General features: G+C 53.4%; 19 protein-coding genes. 8 read left to right on the forward strand and 11 right to left on the reverse strand.

Features of this window, described 5'->3' with window-relative positions; translation table 11 throughout:
* Positions 1-24: 24 nt before the first annotated feature.
* From nhaC to QMG93_RS12360, 8 genes are all read right to left on the reverse strand, one after another.
* Positions 25-1458, reverse strand: coding sequence for a Na+/H+ antiporter NhaC (gene nhaC, locus QMG93_RS12325; protein WP_281936787.1), 1434 nt, complete (start codon positions 1456-1458; stop codon positions 25-27).
* A gap of 193 nt (positions 1459-1651) precedes the next feature.
* Positions 1652-1960 carry a YerC/YecD family TrpR-related protein gene (locus QMG93_RS12330; protein ID WP_281936788.1) on the reverse strand — a complete coding sequence of 103 codons (309 nt, stop codon included), beginning with the start codon at positions 1958-1960 and terminating at the stop codon, positions 1652-1654.
* 20 nt (positions 1961-1980) lie between these two features.
* Positions 1981-3138, reverse strand: coding sequence for a homogentisate 1,2-dioxygenase (locus QMG93_RS12335; protein ID WP_281936790.1), 1158 nt, complete (start codon positions 3136-3138; stop codon positions 1981-1983).
* Between the two features lie 18 nt (positions 3139-3156).
* Positions 3157-4434 (reverse strand): fumarylacetoacetase, encoded by a 1278-nt coding sequence (fahA, locus tag QMG93_RS12340; RefSeq protein ID WP_281936793.1) that lies wholly within the window; start codon positions 4432-4434, stop codon positions 3157-3159.
* A gap of 14 nt (positions 4435-4448) precedes the next feature.
* A complete protein-coding gene (locus tag QMG93_RS12345) occupies positions 4449-5393 on the reverse strand; it encodes a hypothetical protein (protein WP_281936795.1) in 945 nt (314 codons plus the stop codon).
* Between the two features lie 48 nt (positions 5394-5441).
* The gene (gene hppD, locus QMG93_RS12350; RefSeq protein ID WP_281936796.1) at positions 5442-6557 is read right to left on the reverse strand and encodes a 4-hydroxyphenylpyruvate dioxygenase; all 1116 of its coding nucleotides are present in this window, start codon (positions 6555-6557) and stop codon (positions 5442-5444) included.
* A 129-nt stretch (positions 6558-6686) separates the two neighbouring features.
* Entirely contained in the window at positions 6687-6914 is a 228-nt protein-coding gene (locus QMG93_RS12355) for a DUF1450 domain-containing protein (protein ID WP_281936798.1), read from the reverse strand.
* A 54-nt stretch (positions 6915-6968) separates the two neighbouring features.
* Positions 6969-8129: a Glu/Leu/Phe/Val dehydrogenase dimerization domain-containing protein gene (locus QMG93_RS12360; protein ID WP_281936800.1), complete on the reverse strand. Its 1161-nt coding sequence runs from the start codon at positions 8127-8129 to the stop codon at positions 6969-6971.
* A 488-nt stretch (positions 8130-8617) separates the two neighbouring features.
* Between QMG93_RS12360 and QMG93_RS35370 the strand changes: the two genes are divergently transcribed.
* The 7 genes from QMG93_RS35370 to QMG93_RS12390 all read left to right on the forward strand — a co-directional run bounded on the left by QMG93_RS35370 (position 8618) and on the right by QMG93_RS12390 (position 17627).
* On the forward strand, positions 8618-8812 hold the full coding sequence (locus QMG93_RS35370; protein WP_054975888.1) for an elgicin/penisin family lantibiotic: 195 nt from the start codon (positions 8618-8620) through the stop codon (positions 8810-8812).
* An 81-nt stretch (positions 8813-8893) separates the two neighbouring features.
* A complete protein-coding gene (locus QMG93_RS35375; RefSeq protein WP_162238550.1) occupies positions 8894-9085 on the forward strand; it encodes an elgicin/penisin family lantibiotic in 192 nt (63 codons plus the stop codon).
* Positions 9086-9278: 193 nt separating this feature from the next.
* Positions 9279-12398 (forward strand): lantibiotic dehydratase, encoded by a 3120-nt coding sequence (locus QMG93_RS12370; protein WP_281936804.1) that lies wholly within the window; start codon positions 9279-9281, stop codon positions 12396-12398.
* On the forward strand, positions 12395-14272 hold the full coding sequence (locus QMG93_RS12375) for an ABC transporter ATP-binding protein (protein WP_281936806.1): 1878 nt from the start codon (positions 12395-12397) through the stop codon (positions 14270-14272). The genes QMG93_RS12370 and QMG93_RS12375 overlap by 4 nt, the downstream gene beginning before the upstream one ends.
* A 38-nt stretch (positions 14273-14310) precedes the next feature.
* The gene (locus tag QMG93_RS12380) at positions 14311-15675 is read left to right on the forward strand and encodes a lanthionine synthetase C family protein (protein WP_281936808.1); all 1365 of its coding nucleotides are present in this window, start codon (positions 14311-14313) and stop codon (positions 15673-15675) included.
* A gap of 539 nt (positions 15676-16214) precedes the next feature.
* Positions 16215-16580 (forward strand): MerR family transcriptional regulator, encoded by a 366-nt coding sequence (locus QMG93_RS12385; RefSeq protein ID WP_281936809.1) that lies wholly within the window; start codon positions 16215-16217, stop codon positions 16578-16580.
* 117 nt (positions 16581-16697) lie between these two features.
* The gene (locus tag QMG93_RS12390) at positions 16698-17627 is read left to right on the forward strand and encodes an NAD(P)-dependent oxidoreductase (protein WP_281936811.1); all 930 of its coding nucleotides are present in this window, start codon (positions 16698-16700) and stop codon (positions 17625-17627) included.
* Between the two features lie 98 nt (positions 17628-17725).
* On the opposite strand, the gene ilvD is transcribed toward QMG93_RS12390, so the two are convergent.
* Complete coding sequence (gene ilvD, locus QMG93_RS12395) at positions 17726-19411, reverse strand: dihydroxy-acid dehydratase (protein ID WP_281936812.1); 1686 nt, start codon at positions 19409-19411, stop codon at positions 17726-17728.
* Positions 19412-19622: 211 nt separating this feature from the next.
* Here ilvD and QMG93_RS12400 point away from each other — a divergent pair, with 211 nt between their 5' ends.
* The gene (locus QMG93_RS12400) at positions 19623-19916 is read left to right on the forward strand and encodes a DUF3055 domain-containing protein (protein WP_025851098.1); all 294 of its coding nucleotides are present in this window, start codon (positions 19623-19625) and stop codon (positions 19914-19916) included.
* A gap of 89 nt (positions 19917-20005) precedes the next feature.
* On the opposite strand, the gene QMG93_RS12405 is transcribed toward QMG93_RS12400, so the two are convergent.
* The gene (locus QMG93_RS12405; RefSeq protein ID WP_281936813.1) at positions 20006-20323 is read right to left on the reverse strand and encodes a cupin domain-containing protein; all 318 of its coding nucleotides are present in this window, start codon (positions 20321-20323) and stop codon (positions 20006-20008) included.
* Positions 20324-20432: 109 nt separating this feature from the next.
* A complete protein-coding gene (locus QMG93_RS12410; RefSeq protein ID WP_281936814.1) occupies positions 20433-21248 on the reverse strand; it encodes an AraC family transcriptional regulator in 816 nt (271 codons plus the stop codon).
* Positions 21249-21279 lie beyond the last annotated feature (31 nt).

The raw sequence follows: 21279 nt of genomic DNA on the forward strand, positions 1-21279 counted from the left end.
CATCGCTCGCAAACTCTTTCCCGTCTACAAGCCGCTGTTGTTCATTCCGATCTCGAACTTTTCCTCGTACGCGCCTCTTTCGTCCTCCTCGCCGATCGGCGCAATGGCGAAACCGGTATAACCGAACACGATCGCTAACAAGGGCGTGATAAAGCACATAAACGAATAAAGAACATATTCCATGCCGATATTGAGCGTAGCCATAATAAAGGCGCCCGAGACTCCCCATGGAACGACCGGATGGACAATGGTTCCGGCATCTTCCAGCGTTCTGGACAAATTTTTCGGATGAAGCTTGAGCCGCTTGTACGAAGACTCCAGCATTTGCCCGGGCAAAATAATGGACAAGTAGCATTCCCCGATGATGACATTCACCCCGATCGAAGAAAAAACCGTCGCGCTGATGACATTGCCTTTATTATTCAAGAGACTCTTAATCCGGTCGATCATGGTATGAACCAGACCGATTTCTTTCACAAGACCGCCGAAGGCGAGCGCCATGATGATGAGCGAGACGGCAGACATCATACTGGATAGCCCGCCTAGCGACAGCAGCTTATCGATCGCCTCCACTCCCGTTTCCGACTTATAGCCAAAGTGCGCGACGGTCATGAGCCGGCCTGCCGAAACGCCGGGAACCGTAAAAAAGGCCGTCGCGATCGCGACCAATAAACCGACAACGAGCGTTGGAATGGCATCGAACCGTTTGAAGGCCAAGACGATAATCGCCAGCGGCGAGAGCAGGGTCAGAGGCGTAATTGTGAAGCGTTCGTTGAGGGTGCGGATCATCGTTTCGATGCCGGCAGTGTCTGCGGCGCGGTCGGAGGATATGGCAAACAAAGCAAACAGGATCAGCGTCAATATCAAGCTTGGAATCGTTGTCCACAGCATATGCCGGATATGATCGAAAATAGGCACTTTTGCCGTTGCGGAGGCAAGATTCGTCGTATCCGAGAGAGGCGATATTTTATCGCCGAAGACGGAGCCGCAAACGATAGCTCCTGCTGCCATAGCGGGGGAAATTCCCATGCCGTAGGCGACCCCCATCAAGGCTACGCCCATCGTGCCGATGGCGCTCCAGGAGCTTCCCGTCAGCACGGAGACGACTCCGCAAATCAACACCGCCGATACGAGAAAGTAGCTGGGCGAAAGAATGTGCAAGCCGTAATAAGACAAGGTCGGCACGGTACCGTTCAACACCCATATCCCGATCAAGATCCCGATCAAACACAATATCAGTATCGAGGGGAGGCCGTACAAAATGCCTTTGACGATAGCCGATTCCAACTGTTTCCAAGTAAACCCTAATTTAAAGCCATACAATGAAAGCAGGATCGATGCCATCAAGATGGGGATTTGCGGAGCGACTTGATAGTGAAGAATGCTTATCGCCAAAATGATGACGATAACCGCAATGAGCGCGCTTGACATGAAAAATGACGGTTTTTTCGTTACCATAACTATTCCTCCTTCACGAACGGAATCGTAAGACGCGCGAAGCCATTCAATGTAAGCGTATTCAAAATAAACAAGAAAGCATTCGACGGGAAACCGGGCTGTACGAGTGCAAACCCCATAACGATTTAACGCTTCGTTTCTCATCCATCGGTCTCCCGTCAGAACGCTTCTTGCGGCAGGCGTGCCGTTTTTCTCATCGCTGTTTGCCGTGCCTATTCAACCGCTCCAAAATGGTCCGGAAGCCTCCCCTTCCGTGCTTCAGACAATTTTTGACTCGAAAAATGATGGCACTGCCCTTCTGGGTCTCCTCGATAATATCCAAATAAGTAGCCCCTTCGAGCAGCTGCTTTGCGACTTCAAGCCTGAGAGCCATCGTTTTGACCTCGTTTACCGTGCACAAATCGGAAAAAAAATCGTAGCATTCATCCTTCGTTTGTAACGATAAAATGGCTTCGAATAACTGATGGATTTCTTCCTCGCTTCGCATGTTATTCCGCCGCACTATGCCACCACCACGCCGATTTATTTATGAGACCAGCTGTACAGATAGTTTTTGTCTTCGAAGGTGTGGGCCGCTTTGACGACCTTGAGCGGACGGAACGTGTCCACCATAACCGCCAATTCTTTTGTTTCTTTTTTGCCTAGACTCGCTTCGATCGTGCCGGGATGAGGTCCGTGAGGAATACCTGACGGATGAAGCGTAATGGACCCTTCTTCGATACCCCGGCGGCTCATGAAATTGCCCTCGACGTAGTAGAGCACCTCGTCGCTGTCCACGTTGCTGTGGAAATAAGGCGTAGGCACGGCTTCCGGATGATAATCGTATAGTCTCGGGACGAAGGAGCAGACGACGAACTGATGCCCTTCGAATGTCTGGTGGATCGGGGGCGGCATATGAATGCGTCCGGTGATCGGTTCGAAATCCGCAATGTTGAAAATATACGGATACAGATAACCGTCCCAGCCGACAACGTCTAGCGGATGATGGCTGTAAATATGCGAATGCAGCGCGCCTCTCGTCTTGGACCGCACCTCGAACTCCCCGAGCTCCGTGTGCGTCTCCAGCGTCTCCGGCAGCCGGATATCCCTTTCGCAAAAAGGGCTGTGCTCCAGCAGTTGACCGTGCTCGTTACGGTAACGCTTCGGTGTGCTGATCCAGCTGTTCGTTTCCACGACCAAAAATTTGGTGTCATCCCCATCCGGCACGATCCGGTAAATGGTACCGATCGGAATGACGATATAATCGCCCGGACGGTAACGCAGCGTACCGAACATCGACTCGACCTTGCCTGTTCCGTAATGCACGAACAGAAGCTCGTCGCCGTCGCCGTTGCGGTAATAATAATTCATCGGTTCCGTAGGGCTCGAAACGGCAAGCAGGATATCGTCATTACCGAGAACGTACGTTCTTCCCAGGACGCCATCACCTTGCTTCGGGGCCGCCCCCGTCTGAAAATGGCGGTATCCGAGCACGCTGTCGTCCTCGTACTCTATGCTGCACGCACCGAGGTATTCGGCTTTGACGATTTCCGTCGGCGCCCCGTGATGGTAAAGGATCGATTGAATGCCGGAGAAGCCTTTCGTACCCATCACTTGCTCGCGAAACAACGAACCGTCTTCTTTTCTGAACTGCACGTGTCTTTTATTGGGAATTTGCCCCATCCGATGGTAGAACGGCATCTTGTACGACCTCCTTGGTTAAGTTGCGCTTGCTTCTTTCAACGAAGGCAGAACCCGGCCCGTCACCTCGCCAAACCCGATGCGGTACCCGTCGCCTTGTGCATATCCGGTCATGGTCAGCCGGTCGCCGTCTTCCAGCCAGACCCGCTTGACGCCATCGCCTAACTCAAGAGGCTCCGCTCCGCGCCAGGCCAATTCCAGCATGCATCCGCGGCTTGCCTTGCCCGGTCCGCTGATCGTCCCGGAGGCCAGCAAATCCCCGGCCCGCAGGTTGCAGCCGCCTACCGTATGGTGAGCGATTTGCTGCGCCATACTCCAATACAGATATTTGACGTTGCTCTCCGTGATCCGCTCCGCCCGCTCCATATCGTCGCATTGCAGGTGCACCTCAAGCTTGATATCGAAGGCGTGCGCTCCCTCCTGCTTCAGATAAGGAAGCGGCTCCGGCTCCTGCCCGGTTCCGCGGATGCGGAACGGCTCCAAAGCATCAAGCGGCACGACCCAAGGCGAAATCGATGTCGCGAAATTTTTCGCGAGAAAAGGTCCGAGTGGCTGGTATTCCCAAGCCTGAATATCCCGGGCGCTCCAATCGTTGACGAGCACCAGCCCGAAAATATGCTCCTCCGCCCGTTCGACGGGGATGGGCGTACCGAGCGGATTCCCCGCTCCCATAAACCACCCGAGTTCCAGCTCAAAATCAAGCTGTCGGCTCGGCCCGAATACAGGCGCCGCCGCATCCGGCGGCTTCATCTGCCCTTGCGGGCGGCGTACGTCGGTCCCGCTAAGCACGATCGAACTGGCCCGGCCATGGTACCCGACCGGGAGATGATGCCAGTTGGGCATTAAGGCGTTCTCTTTCCCCCGGAACATCGTTCCTACATTGAAGGCATGGTCCCGCGAAGCGTAAAAATCCGTATAATCGCCAATTTCTACAGGCAGCAGCAGCTCTACATCCTTCTGTGGAAGCAGGGCGGCGGTCCGCAGCCCTGCGTTGTCCCGCAGCTCCGGCTCGTCGGCTGACAGGAGCCGCTGAATTTCCGCGCGGACCTGCTGCCAGACCGGGCGGCCGAGTGCCATAAACGCGTTCAGCGACGCTTGGTCGAATATTCCCTTTCCGGCCGCTTCCGTCCTGCCGAAGCAGTCCGCCTGATCGAGGACGGCAAGATCCAGAACGTACTCCCCGATGGCCACGCCAATCCGGGGAGTTCCGCCGTTACGGGAACGGAAGACGCCGTAGGGTAGATTTTGGATCGGAAAATGCGATTCCGGCGCAACCTCAACAAATGAGCGCAGCATTTTAACGGCTCCTTTTACTCTATTGATTTTAGCTCCCGCAGCTCGTCGCGAGGCTCGTCGAAGCTACAGCTTCCGTAGGAGCACAGCGCCAGATTGCGCAGCCTCCGCACCTCATCGGCCGAAACGGTAAGCGTTCTCCAACCTAACGCATTCGGGAGGAAGACGAAGCTGTCGGGGGCCTTCTCTGCCAAAATTTCGGCGGTTCTGTTGCGGTCCAGCTTGTAGACATGCGCCAGCATCCCCGCGACAAACACGTTTAGGAAGCCGTGCATCTCGGTCTTCACTTCCTCCCGGTACATACGAACCGGGTGGTGAAGTCCGGCCGTGAACTTTAGCGCCAATTGGCGGTCCCTGCACCCGACGAGGACGGCGGCCACCTGCTCCGGCGACGGAAACGCGTCGGAGGTGACGCCTCCGGTCCGCAGCTTTACACCCGGCTGCATCCCGCCTTGGCTGGCGCAGCACTTCACCGCGTCAAGGCCTTCTTCGATCCTGCTCTCCCAATCGTCGGTCAAAGGAAACGTCCATTCGAAGAACAGCCGGAGGCCGTGTTCCGATGCACCGGCTGCAATCTCATCCAGTAACCGACGGTCCGCACCCGCAGGGGGAAGAGGAAGCTCCAGCACGTCGATGTTCACCGACGAACCGTGCTTCCCCCGGAAAGCCTCCGTTTGCCGCAAAGTATCGTCAAACAGCCGAAGGCATTCTTCCGCATCCCGGCTGCGGGTTCCAAGAACCGACAGCTGCAGCGGCCGGTCCCCGGAAAACATCGGCATGTACGGAGACAGCTTCTCCAATTGCACAGCGGGAATGATGAACCGGCCCAGCATCCATGCGTCCCGTCCGTCCCGGTAAGCCGCGTAATTGCGTATAGCCTGCTCCAAAGGCAGGGCGGCGGGCGGAAATAACCCGGCATAATCGAGAAGCTGCTCCATCAAAGCTCTGGCGCTGGAAATCATGTGACGATCGCCCGCCTTTCTTTCTAAGCCTGTTGGTTTGTAAGAAAATTACAAGTTTCCGCGGCGCGCCTGCTCCCTCTCGATCGATTCAAACAGCGCTTTGAAGTTGCCTTCGCCGAACGTGGTCGCCCCTTTGCGCTGAATGATTTCGAAGAACAGAGTCGGCCGGTCGACGAGCGGCTTCGTAAAGATTTGCAGCAGGTACCCTTCCTCGTCACGGTCGACAAGAATGCGGTATTGCTTCAGTTTCTCGATATCTTCGTCGATCTTGCCGACCCGGTCCGCCAGCTCTTCATAATACGTTTCCGGCGTATCCAGGAATTCCACGCCGTTTTCCTTCAGCACCTTTACGGTCGTGATGATATCGTTGGTCAATAAAGCTGCATGCTGCACCCCAGGGCCGTTGTAAAACTCCAGATACTCTTCGATTTGCGATTTGCGCTTGCCGGTGGCCGGCTCATTGATCGGCATTTTGATGCGGCCGCCGTTGCAAATGACTTTGGACATCAAAGCCGAATATTCCGTGCTGATATCTTCATCATCGTAGTGAATCATTTCCTTGAAGCCCATGACCTTCTCGTAGTAGGACACCCATTCGTTCATTTCCTCGACGTTACCGACGACATGGTCGATCCCGATAAGCCCCGCATCCTGATACGGAAACGAGAAGTTGACGGGCTGATATCCCGGCGCGAACAAGCCCTTATAGTTCTTGCGGTCCACGAGGGTATGCACCGTATCGCCGTAGGTGCCGATGATGGCTTTTTTGTAGGTGCCGTGTTCATCCGTCAGCACCTGCGGTGCCATCACGGGAATCCCGCCTCTGGAAATCGCCTCCGCGTAAGCCTTTTCAACGTCGTCAACCCGAAACGCGACGTCCTTCGCTCCTTCGCCATGCTTCTTGATAAATTCCGTAACCGGGTGGTCCTCCTGAAGCGAGCCCGTCACCACAAAGCGGATTTTCCGCTGCTCCAGCACGTAGGATACGCGATCGCGCTGACCGGTTTCCAGCCCGGCGAAGGCGACGATCTTGAACCCGAAGGCCCGGCTCATATAATAGGCGGCTTGCTTGGCATTGCCAACGTAAAATTCCATATATTCAAAATCCTCGATCGGGAAAAAATCTTGCTGCAGCTCGCTAACTAAGGTAGTATCCATTTCCATTTTTATAACCTCCTAGAATAATATTCCTTATGTTTGATGCTATTATATGGCAAACTTGTGAACTCTTCAAAAACGTTCAATGCTGTATGCGCGTGTCAACGCGAAATCGCTTTAGTACGTTAAATGAGGTTAGTCGGCTTCGGAGGCGGTGGCTTTCAGAAGCTGGTCCAGCAGCTCTTCATCATCGTTCAACACGATAATTCGTTGATCCACTTTCACGAAGCGCTCCAAGTAACATTGCCCGCAATTGCCCAAACAGTCTTTCACCACAATATCAACTAAGCCGTCACGCGCGATTTGTTTTAAAGCTTCCGATTTGGTCAGCTCATTCGAGCTGCACAGCTTGACCGTAGCCATAAGAACAAGCCTCCCGGAAAATCGTAATTAGGTCTCCGTGCTTCCTACCTCCGGTTAGTGGCGGATTTGCCATTTGGCGCGCTTTCTGGGGGAGAAGAAGCTATTTCTTCCTTTTCTGGATTGAATTCTCTGCTCGCAGATCAGATTCGCCGCCTCGACCGTCGTGATATTTTTTTCCTTGGCTTCCGAGAATACGCGGAGCAGCGACTGATAGATCGCTTTCGTTTTCGCCAATACTCTGTCTTTGTTCGGTCCGTACAGCTCATCCGATACTTGCATGATGCCGCCGCTGTTGACCACGTAATCGGGTGCGTAAAGGATGCCTTTTCGTTTTAGCTCAAGGGCATGGTTCTCATGAAGCAGCTGATTATTCGCCGCACCTGCGATCGCTTGGACCTTGAGTTGCCCGATCGTTTGATCGTTGATAATGCCGCCGACGGCGCACGGAACGAAGAAGTCGGCCTCTACGCCGTAAATCTCTTCTCCTTTCACGGCGGTCGCGGTTCTGCCAAGCTTACAGGCTCTTTCCACAACTTGGTCTACCGCGGTTGGATCCACATCGGTCACATAGAGATCGGCGCCTTCCTGCAGCAAATGCTCGGCGACTTTAAAGCCGACCTTCCCCAAGCCTTGAATCGCAAACCGCTTGCCGCTTAAATCCTCATGCCCCCATAACGTTCGGGCTACGGCTTTCATGCTGTACAGAACGCCCAAAGCCGTCGGAATCGACGTTTCTCCCCCGCCGCCATATTCCTCGGGCAGCCCGGCGATACAATTCGTCTCCTTGCAGGCATGGACGAAATCGTCCAGCACCGTGCCCATATCCGTCCCGGTATAAAATCTCCCGTTCAACGAATCGATAAATTGTCCGTAAGCCCGGAACAATTCCGGGGTTTTATCCTTGGCCGGGTCTCCGATGATGACCGCTTTTCCCCCGCCGAAGTCCACATCAGCCGCCGCGCATTTGTAGGTCATCGACTTCGATAAACGCAGTACGTCCTCCAGCGCTTCCTCGACGGTAGCATATGGCCTCATCCGCGTTCCTCCCAAAGCCGGGCCGAGCGTCGTATCGTGGATGGCGATAATCGCTTTCAAGCCCGTGGCGGGGTCGTTGCAAAACAGCACCTGCTCATGCTCCTGCATTTTCTCGAACAAGTCGGTCATACGCGATGACTCCGACGGTTTGATCTCTGATAATAACGCTGCATTGTTCATCTCTATTCCTCCTGAAACCATTCTCTACTCTCTCTCAAAAGTAAACGTTTTCAAAACTGCATGGCGCGACGCTGCATTTCGAAGCAATAAACTATGCTTTCATCTTATGTGGAACACTCCTTTATGGTTTGGATAAAACAAACTATGGTTCCTTTTTGTAACAGTTCAAATACTAAACTACCTCCATGATTCGCGCAAACATCCCTTTTAACGCGCGTGTTCTTTGATGTTTCAGCACTTTTGTGCGTTGAATAAGGTTAGCGTTCATGAGAGGTATTCTACCAACTATACTAACTTTTATAAAAATATTTGTAATATATTGACTATTCATATATTATTCGGTATATTATAGTCGAATATGGATTTGAAAGAATATTTTGTAATTTTACTCTTCCGTATTCACGTTTCTGTGCGGCAAGGCCAGGCGAAGGCGAAAGCGATTTCAATCGGTTTGAAAATTTTTTTACATTTGAAGGGAGAAGATACTTATGGCAAACAACAATTTCGATCTGGATGTCCAAGTGAAATCGGTTAATTCGGTAAACGCGAATTTTGGGCTTTACACGTCTCAATGCTATAGTTCTCAATGCTATTCTTCCAAATGTTATTCCGATTCTTGCTATTCCTCCGACTGCTATACCGGCAGACATATGTGCGGCTACACGCACGGCTACAGCTGCTAATTTCGTCCATTTCTTTCGCTTTCGCCGGCTGCCGCAACAATCTTCGGAGACATGTTCTCCGCTTGAAGGGAGAAAATCTGTATGGCAAACAACGTTTTCGACCTGGATGTTGAAGTGAAATCGGTAAATTCGGTCAACCAAAACATCGGCCTCTTCACGTCTACTTGCTTTAGTTCTCAATGCTTCTCTTCCAAATGCTTCACGGATACTTGCTTCAGCTCGAACTGCTTTACCGGCAGACATCAGTGCGGCTACACCCACGGCAGCTGCTAAACTTTCGCGTGTTCCTACTGCCTACTTCGGAGGAACGTTCGCGTTCTTCCGAAGTATCTCTTACGACTCGACTAACGGAAGGTGAGACGACATGTCAGTTCAAGTGGCCCCCTCTCAACCGACGCAAGCTCATGCACATCCAAGCGTTTTTCAGGCGCTTGATTTTTTTATTTTGAGGATGCCTTTATTGCCGGTGGAACGATTCCAGAACCTTTCTATCGATCCAAATGAGTATGAGGCGGTTAGTCGCAAGCCATGGTTCGAGAAATTGGCCGCCTACGCCGAATCGCCTATCATCCGGGAGGCCATTGCCGTATCCAGCTTGCCGCTGCTTCAGGCTTTGCCCAATCTAACCAACCAGGAGCATCCGCGCAAACAAGATCAGGCGGTAAAAGGCTTTCTGCGCTATTTGCTGCGCATGACCTCGCGTCCGACGCCTTTTGGTTTATTTTCTGGGGTAACATACGGAAATTTCGGGGAGCGGTATGTGTTCGAGCTTCAGCCTGTAACGGCCCACACCAAACGAGCCCGCCCTGATATGGAGTGGCTGCTGAAAGTGCTGTCCGACTTGGAGAACCGGTTTGACATCGTCAAACAGTTAAAGGTCAGTCTCAATTGTTTGGCTTATCCCGTAGGCTCCCGCCTTTACCTGCCCTACCTGACCAAGTACGGCGTCAAGCAGAAAGGCAATGGTACAACGATGGAGAGCACCTCCGTTCGCCTTACTCCGGCTGTGAAGCAGGTGATGGAGCTTACCCGTCAGCCTCTCCCCTTTTGCGAATTGGCGCTGAAGCTGCACAGCCAATTTTCCGATACGTCACTCGAGCAAATAAACCAATTTCTATGGCAGCTGGTTCAGCAGGAAATCATCATCACGGACCTGCGCCCGCCTCTCATGACCGCTTCGCCATTCGATTACGTACTGCGGCGTTTGGCCGATGTCACCGGTGTGGAAGACGAGAGGGCGAAGCTGGAAACGGCCGCAGCTCTCATCGCGAGCTATAACCGTACGGAAATCGGGCAAGGCGAGCCATTATACCATGAGCTTGTTGAGCATATGAAATCCGTTGCCGAAGCGGATAATCTCCTGCAAGTGGATTTGGCCCTCTCGATGGAGGCGTTAACTCTCCCCAAAACCGTTGCGCAGGAGATCGAGCGCGTCGGCGAAGCGCTTTGGCGAATCTCCGGGGAACGGCTGGGACTTTCGCATCTGGAAAGCTACCGCGCCGATTTCATGGAGAAATACGGGGCTTACCGCGAGGTTCCCCTGCTGGACCTGCTGGATGCAGACATCGGGCTTGGCGCTCCGGCCGGATACGAATATCCCCGGAGCAAACGCAAGGAAGACAACACCCCTTCCTTCGCCCAGCAAAAGAAAAAGATGCTGCTGACCCAATGGGTCATGACATGCCTCCAACAGGGGCGGCAGGAATTGGAGCTGACCGACGACATGGTGATGCAGCTTGAACCTGTTCCGATGGAGAAAAAGTACGCGCCTCGGTCGTTGGAATTGTATTTTGGTCTCACCGCCCCATCCGGCCAAGCGGTGGAGGAGGGTGACTTTCTCCTGATTGCCGGAGGTACGACGGGCACCTACGGTGCGGGCAAATCCGTCGGCCGGTTTGTCGATTTGTTCGATTCCTCCTTTGTGGACAAGCTCAAGCAAATTGACCGATTGGAGCAAAAGCTTCATCCCGATGCGATCCTCGCCGAGCTCGTTTATTTTCCGGGAGACGGCCGCGCGGCCAACGTTGCTCTGAGCACGAACATTCGCGAATATGAAATCGACATCGGCACCAATTCGGCCAAAGATCCGGAGCATACGATCCCGCTCTCCGATCTGGTCGTCGGCATTTCTTCCAGCGGTTTTTATTTGCGGTCCCTGTCAAAAAATCGAAGGGTCATTCCGGTGACAAACCACATGCTGAATACGTCGAACTCGCCTAACGTCTATCGTTTTTTGCGCGAATTATCGATGGAAAACCAGCGCAACATCGATTTTTTCGAGTGGAACGAACTGCGAACCTTCCCTTTTTTGCCGCGGTTAAGGTACAGCAAAACGATTATTGCGGCGGCCTGCTGGAAGTTTAATGCAGATATGCCGCCTTTTCACGGGAACATGACGGAAACGCAATGGCGTCAAGCTTTCGATACGTACCGGAAGCAGTGGAATGTGCCGCGCTTCGTTTATTTGACCCAATCGGATAACCGCTTGCTGCTGGATCTCGACTCCCCGCTTCATCGGGACGAAGTGTATCGGGATTATACGAAGCTCCAGCCTGGGGGGCAGATTGTCCTAACCGAAACCGGCTTTGCGTTTGAGCATCTTCCCGGGAGCGCTGCCGGGCGCTACGTGACCGAGTTTGTTTTTCCTCTAGTCAAACGGGACCTGCCGCAGGCTTCCTCGCAGCCGGATCTTGACGGAGCTCTCACCTCTTCTCCTATTCGTCTCGCGGAGAGATTGAAAATGCCGGGCAGCGAATGGCTGTATCTGAAATGGTACGGTGCGGATCATCGCGCCGACGCTTTTATCGGGGGGCCTCTGCTGGAGTTTTGCCGTCAGGCGGAGGAGCAAGGATGGGCGGCCGGCAGCTTCTTTATGCGCTATGCCGATCCCGATCCGCATCTTCGCTGGCGTTTCTGCGGCCACCCCGAGCAGATCCACACCATGCTGCTGCCGCAGCTGTACCGGTTTACGCAGCAGTGCGTGGAAGACGGGCTCTTGTCCCGCTTAGTGATCGATACTTACGATCCGGAAATCGAACGGTACGGGGGCCCGACGTTGATCGGAGCGGCGGAGCGACTGTTCTGTCTCGACAGCCGGGTCGTGGCCGAATGGATTCACGCCAGACAATCGGGATACCTCAGCCTGAACCCGCACTTGCTGGCTGTCATCAGCGTCATTGACATGATGGAACGATTCGGACTGTCCTTCTTCGAGCAATTCGAGTGGCTTAACACAATGGTACAGCATAAGGAGCATTTGGAGCTGTTCCGTCAGCATCGGCCTTTTCTTATGAAATTCGGGGATGCTAGAGGAGACTTTGCCCAGCTTCGCCATCTCCCTGACGGAGCGGCCATCCTGCCGATGCTCCATGCCCGCGGCGAGTCGATAACCCGGTACGTCGAGGGAATCCGGCTGTGCCAAGCGGAAGGAACCTTGACCAATACTCAGGAGGATCTGATACAAAGCGTGATCCATATGCATTTGAACCGGCTGTTCGGCATCCAACGGGAAGAAGAGCAGAAGGTGTTGACTTTGGCCAGACATACGTTATACAGCTTGCAGCATGTTAGGAGGAATCAGCCATGAGCTCGGCTGCGGAAGAAGCATCCCTAACCGTAAATCTAACGAATATTGTGCAATCCTTTCGCTATTGGCCCCGCGTGTTCCAATTGCTGTGGCAAACGCATAAAGCGTATTTCTTGTCGATTTTATTGATTAATATCCTGCGCGGCGCCTCGCCGGTCATCTCGCTGCTGCTGCTCCAAACCTTGATCAACAGCATAGGCGGCGCCTGGGATACCGGTTTTCAGACCGTGCTTTGGCCCTTTATTTGGCTCATTACGTTTACCGCATTTAATGAAGCGCTGTCGCTGGCTCAAAATTTTATCAGCAAATTGTTTGAAACGCTGCTCAGCAACCGGATCAACATACTCATTATGGAGAAGTCGATTTCCCTTTCGCTTAGCGATTTTGAGAACTCCCAGGTGCAGGACGCCTTGAAACGCGCTCAGAACGAGGCCGGTCATCGGCCTTATCAAATTCTGCAGCAGATTTTGTCCATTGTTACCGCGTCCATTACGTTATTCTCGACCGCGGCTATGCTCATTTCGTGGAAATGGTGGGCGGCATTTCTCCTGATCCTCATTCCCTTGGCCTCCTTCTATTCGTTTCTGAGGATCGGGCAGCAGGAGTTTATGCTTCAATGGAACCGGGCCCCGAAAATGCGGCATACCTGGTATTTGTCCGTGCTGCTGACAAGGGATATCTCGTTCAAGGAGATCAAGCTGTTTCAACTGGGCGGTTATTTGCTCGGCAAATATCACGAGGTGCTCCAGCAGTTTTTGGCGGAAGACAAGCGCATGATCAAGAAGCGGCTCGGCATGGGAGCGATATTTCAAGCAATCCAACAAGGGGTCAACGCGTTCATGTTTCTCATGGTCTTATGGTCCGCCTATAAACGCGAAATTTTGATCGGCCATGTGGTCAGCTATACCCAAGCCATTACGTTAACCCTGGTTTCGTCGCAAAATTTGACACAAGGCATCCTGTCCTTATGCCAGCACAATTTATTTTTACAGCAGTTGTTCGCTTTCCTGGATTTGCAGTCCTCCGATCCTGCCGCCAGAAAAATCGGAGCTTCGGAGGCTTCCCGTGCGACGAATGCGCCTGTCATCCAATCGGTGGAATTCCGCAATGTGTCTTTCCGTTATCCCGGCAGCAGTTATCCGGCTCTGCGGAATGTCAGCTTTACCCTGCAGCGCGGAGAAACGCTCGCGATTGTAGGGCGCAACGGGTCCGGGAAGACAACCTTGATGAAGCTGCTGACGCAGCTGTACGACTCCTTCGAAGGAGACATTCTCATCAACGGCGTCTCGATCCGCGACATGGACTGTGAAACGTTTCGCCGCAAAGTCGGCGTCGTGTTCCAAGATTTCGTCCAATATGAGATGCAGGTCCGGCAAAATATCGGTTTTGGCAACGTCGCCAAAATGGAGGAGGACGCCGAATTGTGGAAGGCGGCGGATCGGGCGGGCATCGCCGGCTTGGTCCAATCGATGCCTGGAGGCCTTGCCACCCAGCTCGGGCGTTTGTTTGACGAAGGGCAGCAGCTCTCCGGTGGACAGTGGCAGCGGATTGCCATCGCCAGAGCCTTCATGCGCGAAGCCGAGCTTTATGTGTTGGACGAGCCCAGCTCCATGCTCGATCCGGAAACCGAGCTGCAGGTGTTTCAGGCGTTTCGGGAGTTGGTCCGCGACCGGTTAGGTATTTTCATCTCACACCGCTATTCCGCCATCCGGTACGCCGACCATATCCTCATGATGGATCAAGGCTCCGTGGTCGAGCAAGGCAATCATCAACAGCTCATGCAGCTGAACGGGATGTATGCCGAGCTTTATATGATGCAAGCAAATGCTTATTTGGACGCCGATCATGAGCGCAAAGCGCGTTCGGCCGTTTGATTACAGCAAGCAACCATGATCCGAAGGGAGAAATCGGAATGAACCCGAAAGAAGCTTGCGAGGCCAAGTGGCAGCCGCTTGAAGGCGCCGAACGAATCGAACGGGTCCGCTCGATTGTGATGGAGACGGCCCGGCGATTGAAGGACCCGGAAGAAATCGAGCGATTCGCCCTCGCGGAAGAACAGAAACGGATAGAGCAAGGGAAGTTCTACGTGAAGTGGAATGGGCTGCACCTTGCTCGGGGATATTCGGGCTTATGCTTGTTGTTCGGCGAACTGGATCGCCTGGAGCCCGATGGCCAATGGGACGTCGCAGGTCACCGTTATGTTGTTCTCATGCAGCAAGCTCTGGAACGGCAAGGAATCGAATCCTTATCCCTTTGGAGCGGTATGGCCGGAGTCGTTACGGGCATCCAGGCTTTGTCGCGGCAGGGCACCCGGTACGGGAATATGCTTCGGTCGCTCAACGACTTTTTCCTGCGCATGTTCCCCGAGTACATGTATGTTGTCCGAAGAAATATAAAAGAAGGCGTGCTCATGTCCGATTACGATGTGATGCAGGGCTTAAGCGGGATAGGCCGTTATTTGCTGCACTTTAAAGAGCAGCCCGAGATGCGCATTGCGCTTACGCAGGTGCTTGAGTATATGGTTGAGCTGTGCAGGTTCAAGGAGCTGCAAGACTCGCAGGTTCCGGGGTGGTATATTTCGCCCGACCGGCTTATTTCACCCACCGATCAGGAGCTATATCCCGAGGGTTACTTCAATTGCGGGTTTTCCCACGGCATTCCGGGTCCGTTGGCCCTGCTCTCCCTTGCGCTCCGGCAAGGCGTAGAAGTGGAGGGCGGGCGGGAAGCCATCCGCTCCATCGCCGAGTGGCTGATGCGGTTTACGATCAAGGATGAGTACGGCCCTTATTGGCCCGCTCATGTATCGTGGCAAGAGCAGGCAGCGGGCGCCGCAAGCGGCTCGCCGCCCCGCGAAGCTTGGTGCTACGGCGGGCCCGGCGTCGCGCGCACGCTGTGGCTCGCGGGGCAAGCGCTCGGGGAGCCGACATGGAGGGAAGCGGCGGTTCAATCGTTCCTTGGCACGGCGCGGCGTCCCGAACGGCTGTGGAGCTTGCATTCCGCCACCTTTTGCCACGGCTATGCCGGTCTTCTGCAAATGACGCAGCGGATGATCGCAGACGCAGGAACTGCGGAACTGATTCCTTTACGCGACCGTATCGTCGATCGGATAGTTGACTCCTTTGACGTGAGTGCGCCTTATGGCTTTGCAGAGCTGGAAGAAGGCGAAAAGCTGCATTTCGCCGGCGTGCTGGACGGGGCTGCGGGCGTTGCCCTCGCGCTGCTGGCTGTCATGCAAGATCGGGAGCCGGAGTGGGATCGGGTTTTCCTGTTGAACTAATATTTATCGCTCCAACCGACGGTTCACTTGGCCGTCGGCTCTTTGTTTTTTCACCAATGTTCCGTTACACTTCTGATACCTTTTGTCTTCTATTTGCTACTTATGATGTGAAATTTTATAATGGCGTTACAACTTAAAACCAAATTTGGTTACTCTAGGAGTCTAAAGGGTGATGTTATGGAGCGCAAATTAAATTTATTATTCGGAATTTTTGGAGGAATAATGCTAATTTGCATTAAACTTCCATCGGTATACTTTTACTCTGTGTTAGAGAACTTTCAAGGATTTATAAGTAGTTACATTGCCCAAATTTTATCTCCTCTTGGATTATTAGTTGTTATTTACTTCAGCATTGTATTAATTATTGATTGTCTCAAGTCAGAAATTAAAAGAAAGCGCACTAAGGACGAAGAGATTACGGGGAGTAAATAAAATAATTGTAAAGATCGATTTTGGAATGCATTTGAAAGCAACCAATTTACTTCAGCAAAAACCATTTATTTTTAAGTACCTCATGTATATCAAGGAGGCCTTGAGGAATGAAAACAAGCGAATTATCGCGATTATCCAATGTCAGCGTACGATCCATCCGGCATTATGAAAATAAAGGCCTTCTACGCGCCGAGAGGCTGGAGAATGATTACCGGGATTTCGACGAATCCGCCGTAGAACGAGTCAAGGCGATTCAATTATATTTGAAACTTGGATTAACAACAGATGAGATCGGAGCCTTGTTCAAGACGGAAGCGGCAGAGCCTGACGAATATGAATATTGCGAGGAGATGCTGGCAACGTATGAAGAGAAGCTAGGCCATGTGAATCGTCAAATCGAAGCGCTTCATGGATTGAAGAGACTACTGGAGAGGCAAATCGCCTTTACGATCAGCAAAAAGAAAACCGTCTAACACAGATGCAGCCCTGGAGTATACAAAACGTTCCGGGCCTTTTTTTGCGTATTGACATTGACACTAGTGTAATCCTTTATGATCTGCTTAGTCTCATTTCGAAAGGAGTTTTTCCATATGAACAGCAGTAATCTAAAAGAAAACAATAGTGTTGGCAGTGCGAGTGCAGCCACGAACCGCAAATCGGTGACCGTTATGGGATTAGGGCCGATGGGCCAGGCGATGGCGGGCGTTTTCCTTGAATCCGGCTATGCGGTAACCGTGTGGAACCGGACTCCAAGTAAAGCGGACGAGCTTGTAGCGAAAGGAGCTATCCGAGCGTCCACAGTCAACGAGGCGTTAGCCGCTAATGAGCTCGTGATCCTCAGTCTTACAGACTATGATGTAATGTACGCCATTCTCGAACCGTCTTCGGCAAACTTATCCGGCAAGGTGCTCGTCAACCTGAGTTCAGATACCCCAGAGAAAGTACGCGAGGCGGCCAAGTGGCTAGCCGACCGTGGAGCCCGGCATGTCACCGGCGGCGTGCAGACTCCGCCTTCAGGTATCGGTAAGCCGGAGTCATACACATACTATAGCGGTCCAAGAGAAGTCTTCGAGGCTCATAAGGAGACACTGGAAGTACTGACCGGTACCGACTATCGGGGCGAGGACCCTGGACTAGCCATGTTGTATTACCAGATTCAGATGGATATATTCTGGACGTCCATGCTTAGCTACCTGCACGCACTTGCTGTCGCCAACGCGAACGGCATTACGGCGGAGCAGTTCATGCCCTATGCTTCGGCGGCTTTATCGTCATTGCCGAAGTTCGTCGAGTTCTACACGCCGCGTCTCGACGAGGGCAAGCACCCTGGCGACGTGGACCGACTTGCCATGGGATTCGCAAGCGTCGAACACGTTGTTCATACGACGGAAGATGCCGGCATCGACACTACCTTGCCAGCCGCCGTTTTGGAGATCTTCAAGCGAGGCATGAAAAACGGTCACGCTGGCGATAGTTTTACCAGCCTTATTGAAATCTTCAAGAATCCAGTTCGACCATAAAAATTAGGCCATTCCTTGTGGGATGGCCTTTAAACATGGCGTTACAAACATAAAGCGGCCCGCCGGAATCGCCCCCGGTGAGCCGCTATTTTTGCTTCTTAGATTTTCATGACTCCGCCGGTGCTGGCCGAGGTGACGAGCTTGGAATAGCGGGCCAGATAGCCCGTTTTTACCTTCGGTTCGAAGCCTTTCCAGTTCGCGCGGCGGCGTTCGAATTCCTCGTCGCTGACCAGCAGCTCGATTTTGCGGTTAACGAGATCGAGCTCGATGATATCGCCGTCCTCGACGAAGGCGATCGGACCGCCTTCCGCCGCTTCCGGCGAGATGTGGCCGATGCTGATGCCGCGCGATGCGCCGGAGAAACGGCCATCCGTAATGAGACCGACCTTGGCGCCGAGTCCCATCCCGACGATCTGCGAGGTCGGGGCGAGCATTTCCGGCATCCCGGGACCGCCTTTCGGCCCTTCGTAACGGATAACGACGACATGACCTTCTTTGACTTTACCATTGGCGATGCCTTCCAGCGCCGCTTCCTGCGAATCGAAGCAGATGGCCGGCCCTTTGTGATAGCCGCCTACGGACTTGTCGACCGCGCCGACCTTGATGATCGAGCCGTTCGGCGCCAGGTTGCCGAACAGCACTGCCAGCCCGCCTTGCTCCGAATGCGGATTGTCCAGCGTACGGATGACGTCCGTATTCAAAATCTCGCAGCCGGCGACGTTTTCGCGCAGCGTTTTGCCGGTCACGGTGATGCGGTCACCGTACAGCGCGCCCGGCTTTTTGAACAATTCGTTCAGAACCGCGCTCACGCCTCCTGCGTTGTGCACGTCCTCGATATGATAATCGGAGGCCGGAGCGATTTTCGCCAAGTGCGGGATACGCTTCGCCACTTCGTTGATCCGCTCGATCGGGTATTCGAAGCCCGCTTCATGCGCCAAAGCCAGCGTATGCAGCACGGTATTCGTCGAGCCGCCCATCGCCATATCCAGCGCGAACGCATTGTCGATCGCTTCCATAGTCACGATATCCCGCGGTTTGATATCCTTTTGAATCAGCTCCATGAGCTGCTTCGCGGAACGCTTCACGAATTCTTTGCGGTCTTCGGAAATCGCCAAAATGGTGCCGTTGCCCGGGAGCGCCAGACCGAGAGCTTCTGCCAGACAGTTCATCGAGTTGGCCGTGAACATGCCGGAGCAGGAGCCGCAGGTCGGACAGCCGTATTGCTCAAGCTCAAGCAGACCTTTGTCGTCGATTTTGCCGGCTTGGTAAGCGCCCACGCCTTCGAACACGGAGGACAGCGAGATCGAACGGCCGTCGCTCGTTTTCCCCGCTTTCATCGGACCGCCACTAACGAAAACCGTCGGAATGTTGACGCGCAGCGCGCCCATCATCATGCCCGGCGTAATTTTGTCGCAGTTCGGGATGCAGACCATGCCGTCGAACCAGTGTGCGGATACGACCGTTTCGAGAGAATCCGCAATGATCTCGCGGCTCGGCAAGGAATAGCGCATGCCGATATGCCCCATGGCAATGCCGTCGTCTACGCCGATCGTGTTAAATTCAAACGGCACGCCGCCTGCTTCGCGAATCGCTTCTTTCACGATCTTGCCGAATTCCTGCAAGTGCACGTGACCCGGAACAATGTCGATATACGAGTTGCAAACCGCGATAAACGGCTTGTCGAAGTCCTCCTCTTTGACGCCGGCGGCACGCAGCAAGCTGCGGTGCGGAGCGCGGTCAAAGCCCTTTTTGATCATGTCGCTTCTCATTTTTCCCTTGGACATTCGCTTAAAGCCTCCGTTTCCATCCCTATGAAAATAGAATTCTACGATTTAACGCTTCACTCGATTGTATCACGTTTCCCCGGAATTGAAAACGTGAACCAGACTGGAAAAAAAGCCGGTTTCCCCGGCTGACGGACCGTTTTTGCGGCTTGGTCAGGAAATCTGTTATAATTCGGGTAGCTTCAGGAATTTAAGTATCGGAGGATGCGTCATGACGGAGTTTGATTTTTTGTACGACGGTACGGAGGAAACGAAAACCCGCTTCGTATGCGTAGTCGGCGAAACGCTGCGGCGGTTCGATCTGGCGATTACGAGCACGAATCGTTTTTATGGTAAAAAATTAGTCACTGACATGCAGACGGGACGGACGGCGGTCATCGGACCGGACGATCTGGAGGAAGAAGGATATCTGGAGCATGCGTACAAGCTCAGCGAAGAGGAAGCCAACGAGCTGCGGGCGTTTCTGAGCGAGGTTGTCGGGCCGATCAGCTTCTCGGACATTTGAGCGGATAGCGGGAGACGGGATTACTTCACGGTAAGCCCGTCTTTTTTGCTTAATTTAAGAAGGGTCTCGAAGCTTACGGCTTTTCCCCGTTATCTCTTGACCAGATCCTCGCGCACCGGCGTGAACGAGTCGAGCAGCGCGCTCGCCTCCAATGCCCGGCAGCCGTGCTTCGCCCCGCTCGGGATGTAGATCGTCTCTCCCGCCGCGATTACCTTCGTTTCCCCGTCCACCGTAAATTCCAACCGGCCCCTCAAGCAGTACGATAGCTGCTCGTGCGGATGGCTGTGCACGTACCCTTCGGCCCCTTCCTCGAAATGCACTTCCATCATCATGATGCCGGCTCCCGGCTCGAATATTTTCCGTTTCACGCCGGGCTCGGCGTTTTCCCATACGTTGATGTTGCTCATGCGTCGTCCCCCTCTTCTCGTTCCTAGTCTTTCGATTATATCTTAAGGGTGCACGAATTCGAAGGGAGTCTCCCCAGATGAAATAGGCTTTTTTTCAGATATGGACGTCTTAGCGGGGAGCAGTTCCTTTGCGGTACTGCTCCGGGGTGACACCGGTCGCTTTTGCAAAAGCCCGATAAAGTTGACTTGGGCTCGAAAATCCCAGACTATAGCTGATCTCCGTGACGCTGGCTCGCGTCCTTGCGAGCTGCTCCTTCGCCTGTTCGATCCGCAAGCGCAAAATATATTGATAAGGCGTCACGCCCACTGTCTGCGTAAAAGAGCGAATAAAGTGAAACTTGCTTTGATAAACGAGCGAAGCAAGCCTCTCCATCGTCAGCCGTTCCGTATAATGCGCATGAATAAACTCCAGAATATCCGTCATTCCCGATACGAATGCCGGATCGGCATGCCTTACGTTCAGCCCGCCGGAGACGCGGGAACCGTTTTTTTCCACCACGCGCCGTATATAAGCCAGCACCCGGCTTTCGGTTTCCTCTACCGCGAGCGGGTCGGGACCGTCACGAAGCAGCAGCTCGGAAGTCCAGGACTTCATTCGTTTTTTGATGTCTTCGAGGTTAAAAAGCGGCCGCGAATCCAGCTCCGGCTCCCGTTCCCGCCATCCTTCAGCAAGCAATTGCTTCCGAACCTGCACGATATATACGCCTCCATCCGGGCCAAGCGAAAAATGATGCTCCTCCCCCGGATACTGGATCAACGCGTGGCCTCCGCTGATCGAATACACTCTCCGCTCCTGCGTCAAGCGGCACGTGCCGGTGACCGGAATGGTAATTTGATAAAAATCGGCATGGGCATGGGGGATATTCTCAAACGTATTCTCGATGCGCCACAGCTCCATGTTCGGCGTCGTCAACTTAAATTGCATGTCCGGTCTCCCTCCTTCCCGCCATTATAGC

The sequence above is a fragment of the Paenibacillus tyrphae genome (assembly GCF_027925525.1).
In the GTDB taxonomy this organism is placed as follows: domain Bacteria; phylum Bacillota; class Bacilli; order Paenibacillales; family NBRC-103111; genus Paenibacillus_G; species Paenibacillus_G tyrfis_B.

Bases quoted from the DNA above. Each gene is read 5' to 3' on its own strand.
- nhaC (WP_281936787.1), bottom strand. From the start codon at position 1,458: ATGGTAACGAAAAAACCGTCATTTTTCATGTCAAGCGCGCTCATTGCG.
- QMG93_RS12335 (WP_281936790.1), bottom strand. From the start codon at position 3,138: ATGCCGTTCTACCATCGGATGGGGCAAATTCCCAATAAAAGACACGTG.
- fahA (WP_281936793.1), bottom strand. From the start codon at position 4,434: ATGCTGCGCTCATTTGTTGAGGTTGCGCCGGAATCGCATTTTCCGATC.
- QMG93_RS12345 (WP_281936795.1), bottom strand. From the start codon at position 5,393: ATGATTTCCAGCGCCAGAGCTTTGATGGAGCAGCTTCTCGATTATGCC.
- hppD (WP_281936796.1), bottom strand. From the start codon at position 6,557: ATGGAAATGGATACTACCTTAGTTAGCGAGCTGCAGCAAGATTTTTTC.
- QMG93_RS12355 (WP_281936798.1), bottom strand. From the start codon at position 6,914: ATGGCTACGGTCAAGCTGTGCAGCTCGAATGAGCTGACCAAATCGGAA.
- QMG93_RS12360 (WP_281936800.1), bottom strand. From the start codon at position 8,129: ATGAACAATGCAGCGTTATTATCAGAGATCAAACCGTCGGAGTCATCG.
- QMG93_RS35370 (WP_054975888.1), top strand. From the start codon at position 8,618: ATGGCAAACAACAATTTCGATCTGGATGTCCAAGTGAAATCGGTTAAT.
- QMG93_RS35375 (WP_162238550.1), top strand. From the start codon at position 8,894: ATGGCAAACAACGTTTTCGACCTGGATGTTGAAGTGAAATCGGTAAAT.
- QMG93_RS12375 (WP_281936806.1), top strand. From the start codon at position 12,395: ATGAGCTCGGCTGCGGAAGAAGCATCCCTAACCGTAAATCTAACGAAT.
- QMG93_RS12380 (WP_281936808.1), top strand. From the start codon at position 14,311: ATGAACCCGAAAGAAGCTTGCGAGGCCAAGTGGCAGCCGCTTGAAGGC.
- QMG93_RS12385 (WP_281936809.1), top strand. From the start codon at position 16,215: ATGAAAACAAGCGAATTATCGCGATTATCCAATGTCAGCGTACGATCC.
- QMG93_RS12390 (WP_281936811.1), top strand. From the start codon at position 16,698: ATGAACAGCAGTAATCTAAAAGAAAACAATAGTGTTGGCAGTGCGAGT.
- ilvD (WP_281936812.1), bottom strand. From the start codon at position 19,411: ATGTCCAAGGGAAAAATGAGAAGCGACATGATCAAAAAGGGCTTTGAC.
- QMG93_RS12400 (WP_025851098.1), top strand. From the start codon at position 19,623: ATGACGGAGTTTGATTTTTTGTACGACGGTACGGAGGAAACGAAAACC.
- QMG93_RS12405 (WP_281936813.1), bottom strand. From the start codon at position 20,323: ATGAGCAACATCAACGTATGGGAAAACGCCGAGCCCGGCGTGAAACGG.
- QMG93_RS12410 (WP_281936814.1), bottom strand. From the start codon at position 21,248: ATGCAATTTAAGTTGACGACGCCGAACATGGAGCTGTGGCGCATCGAG.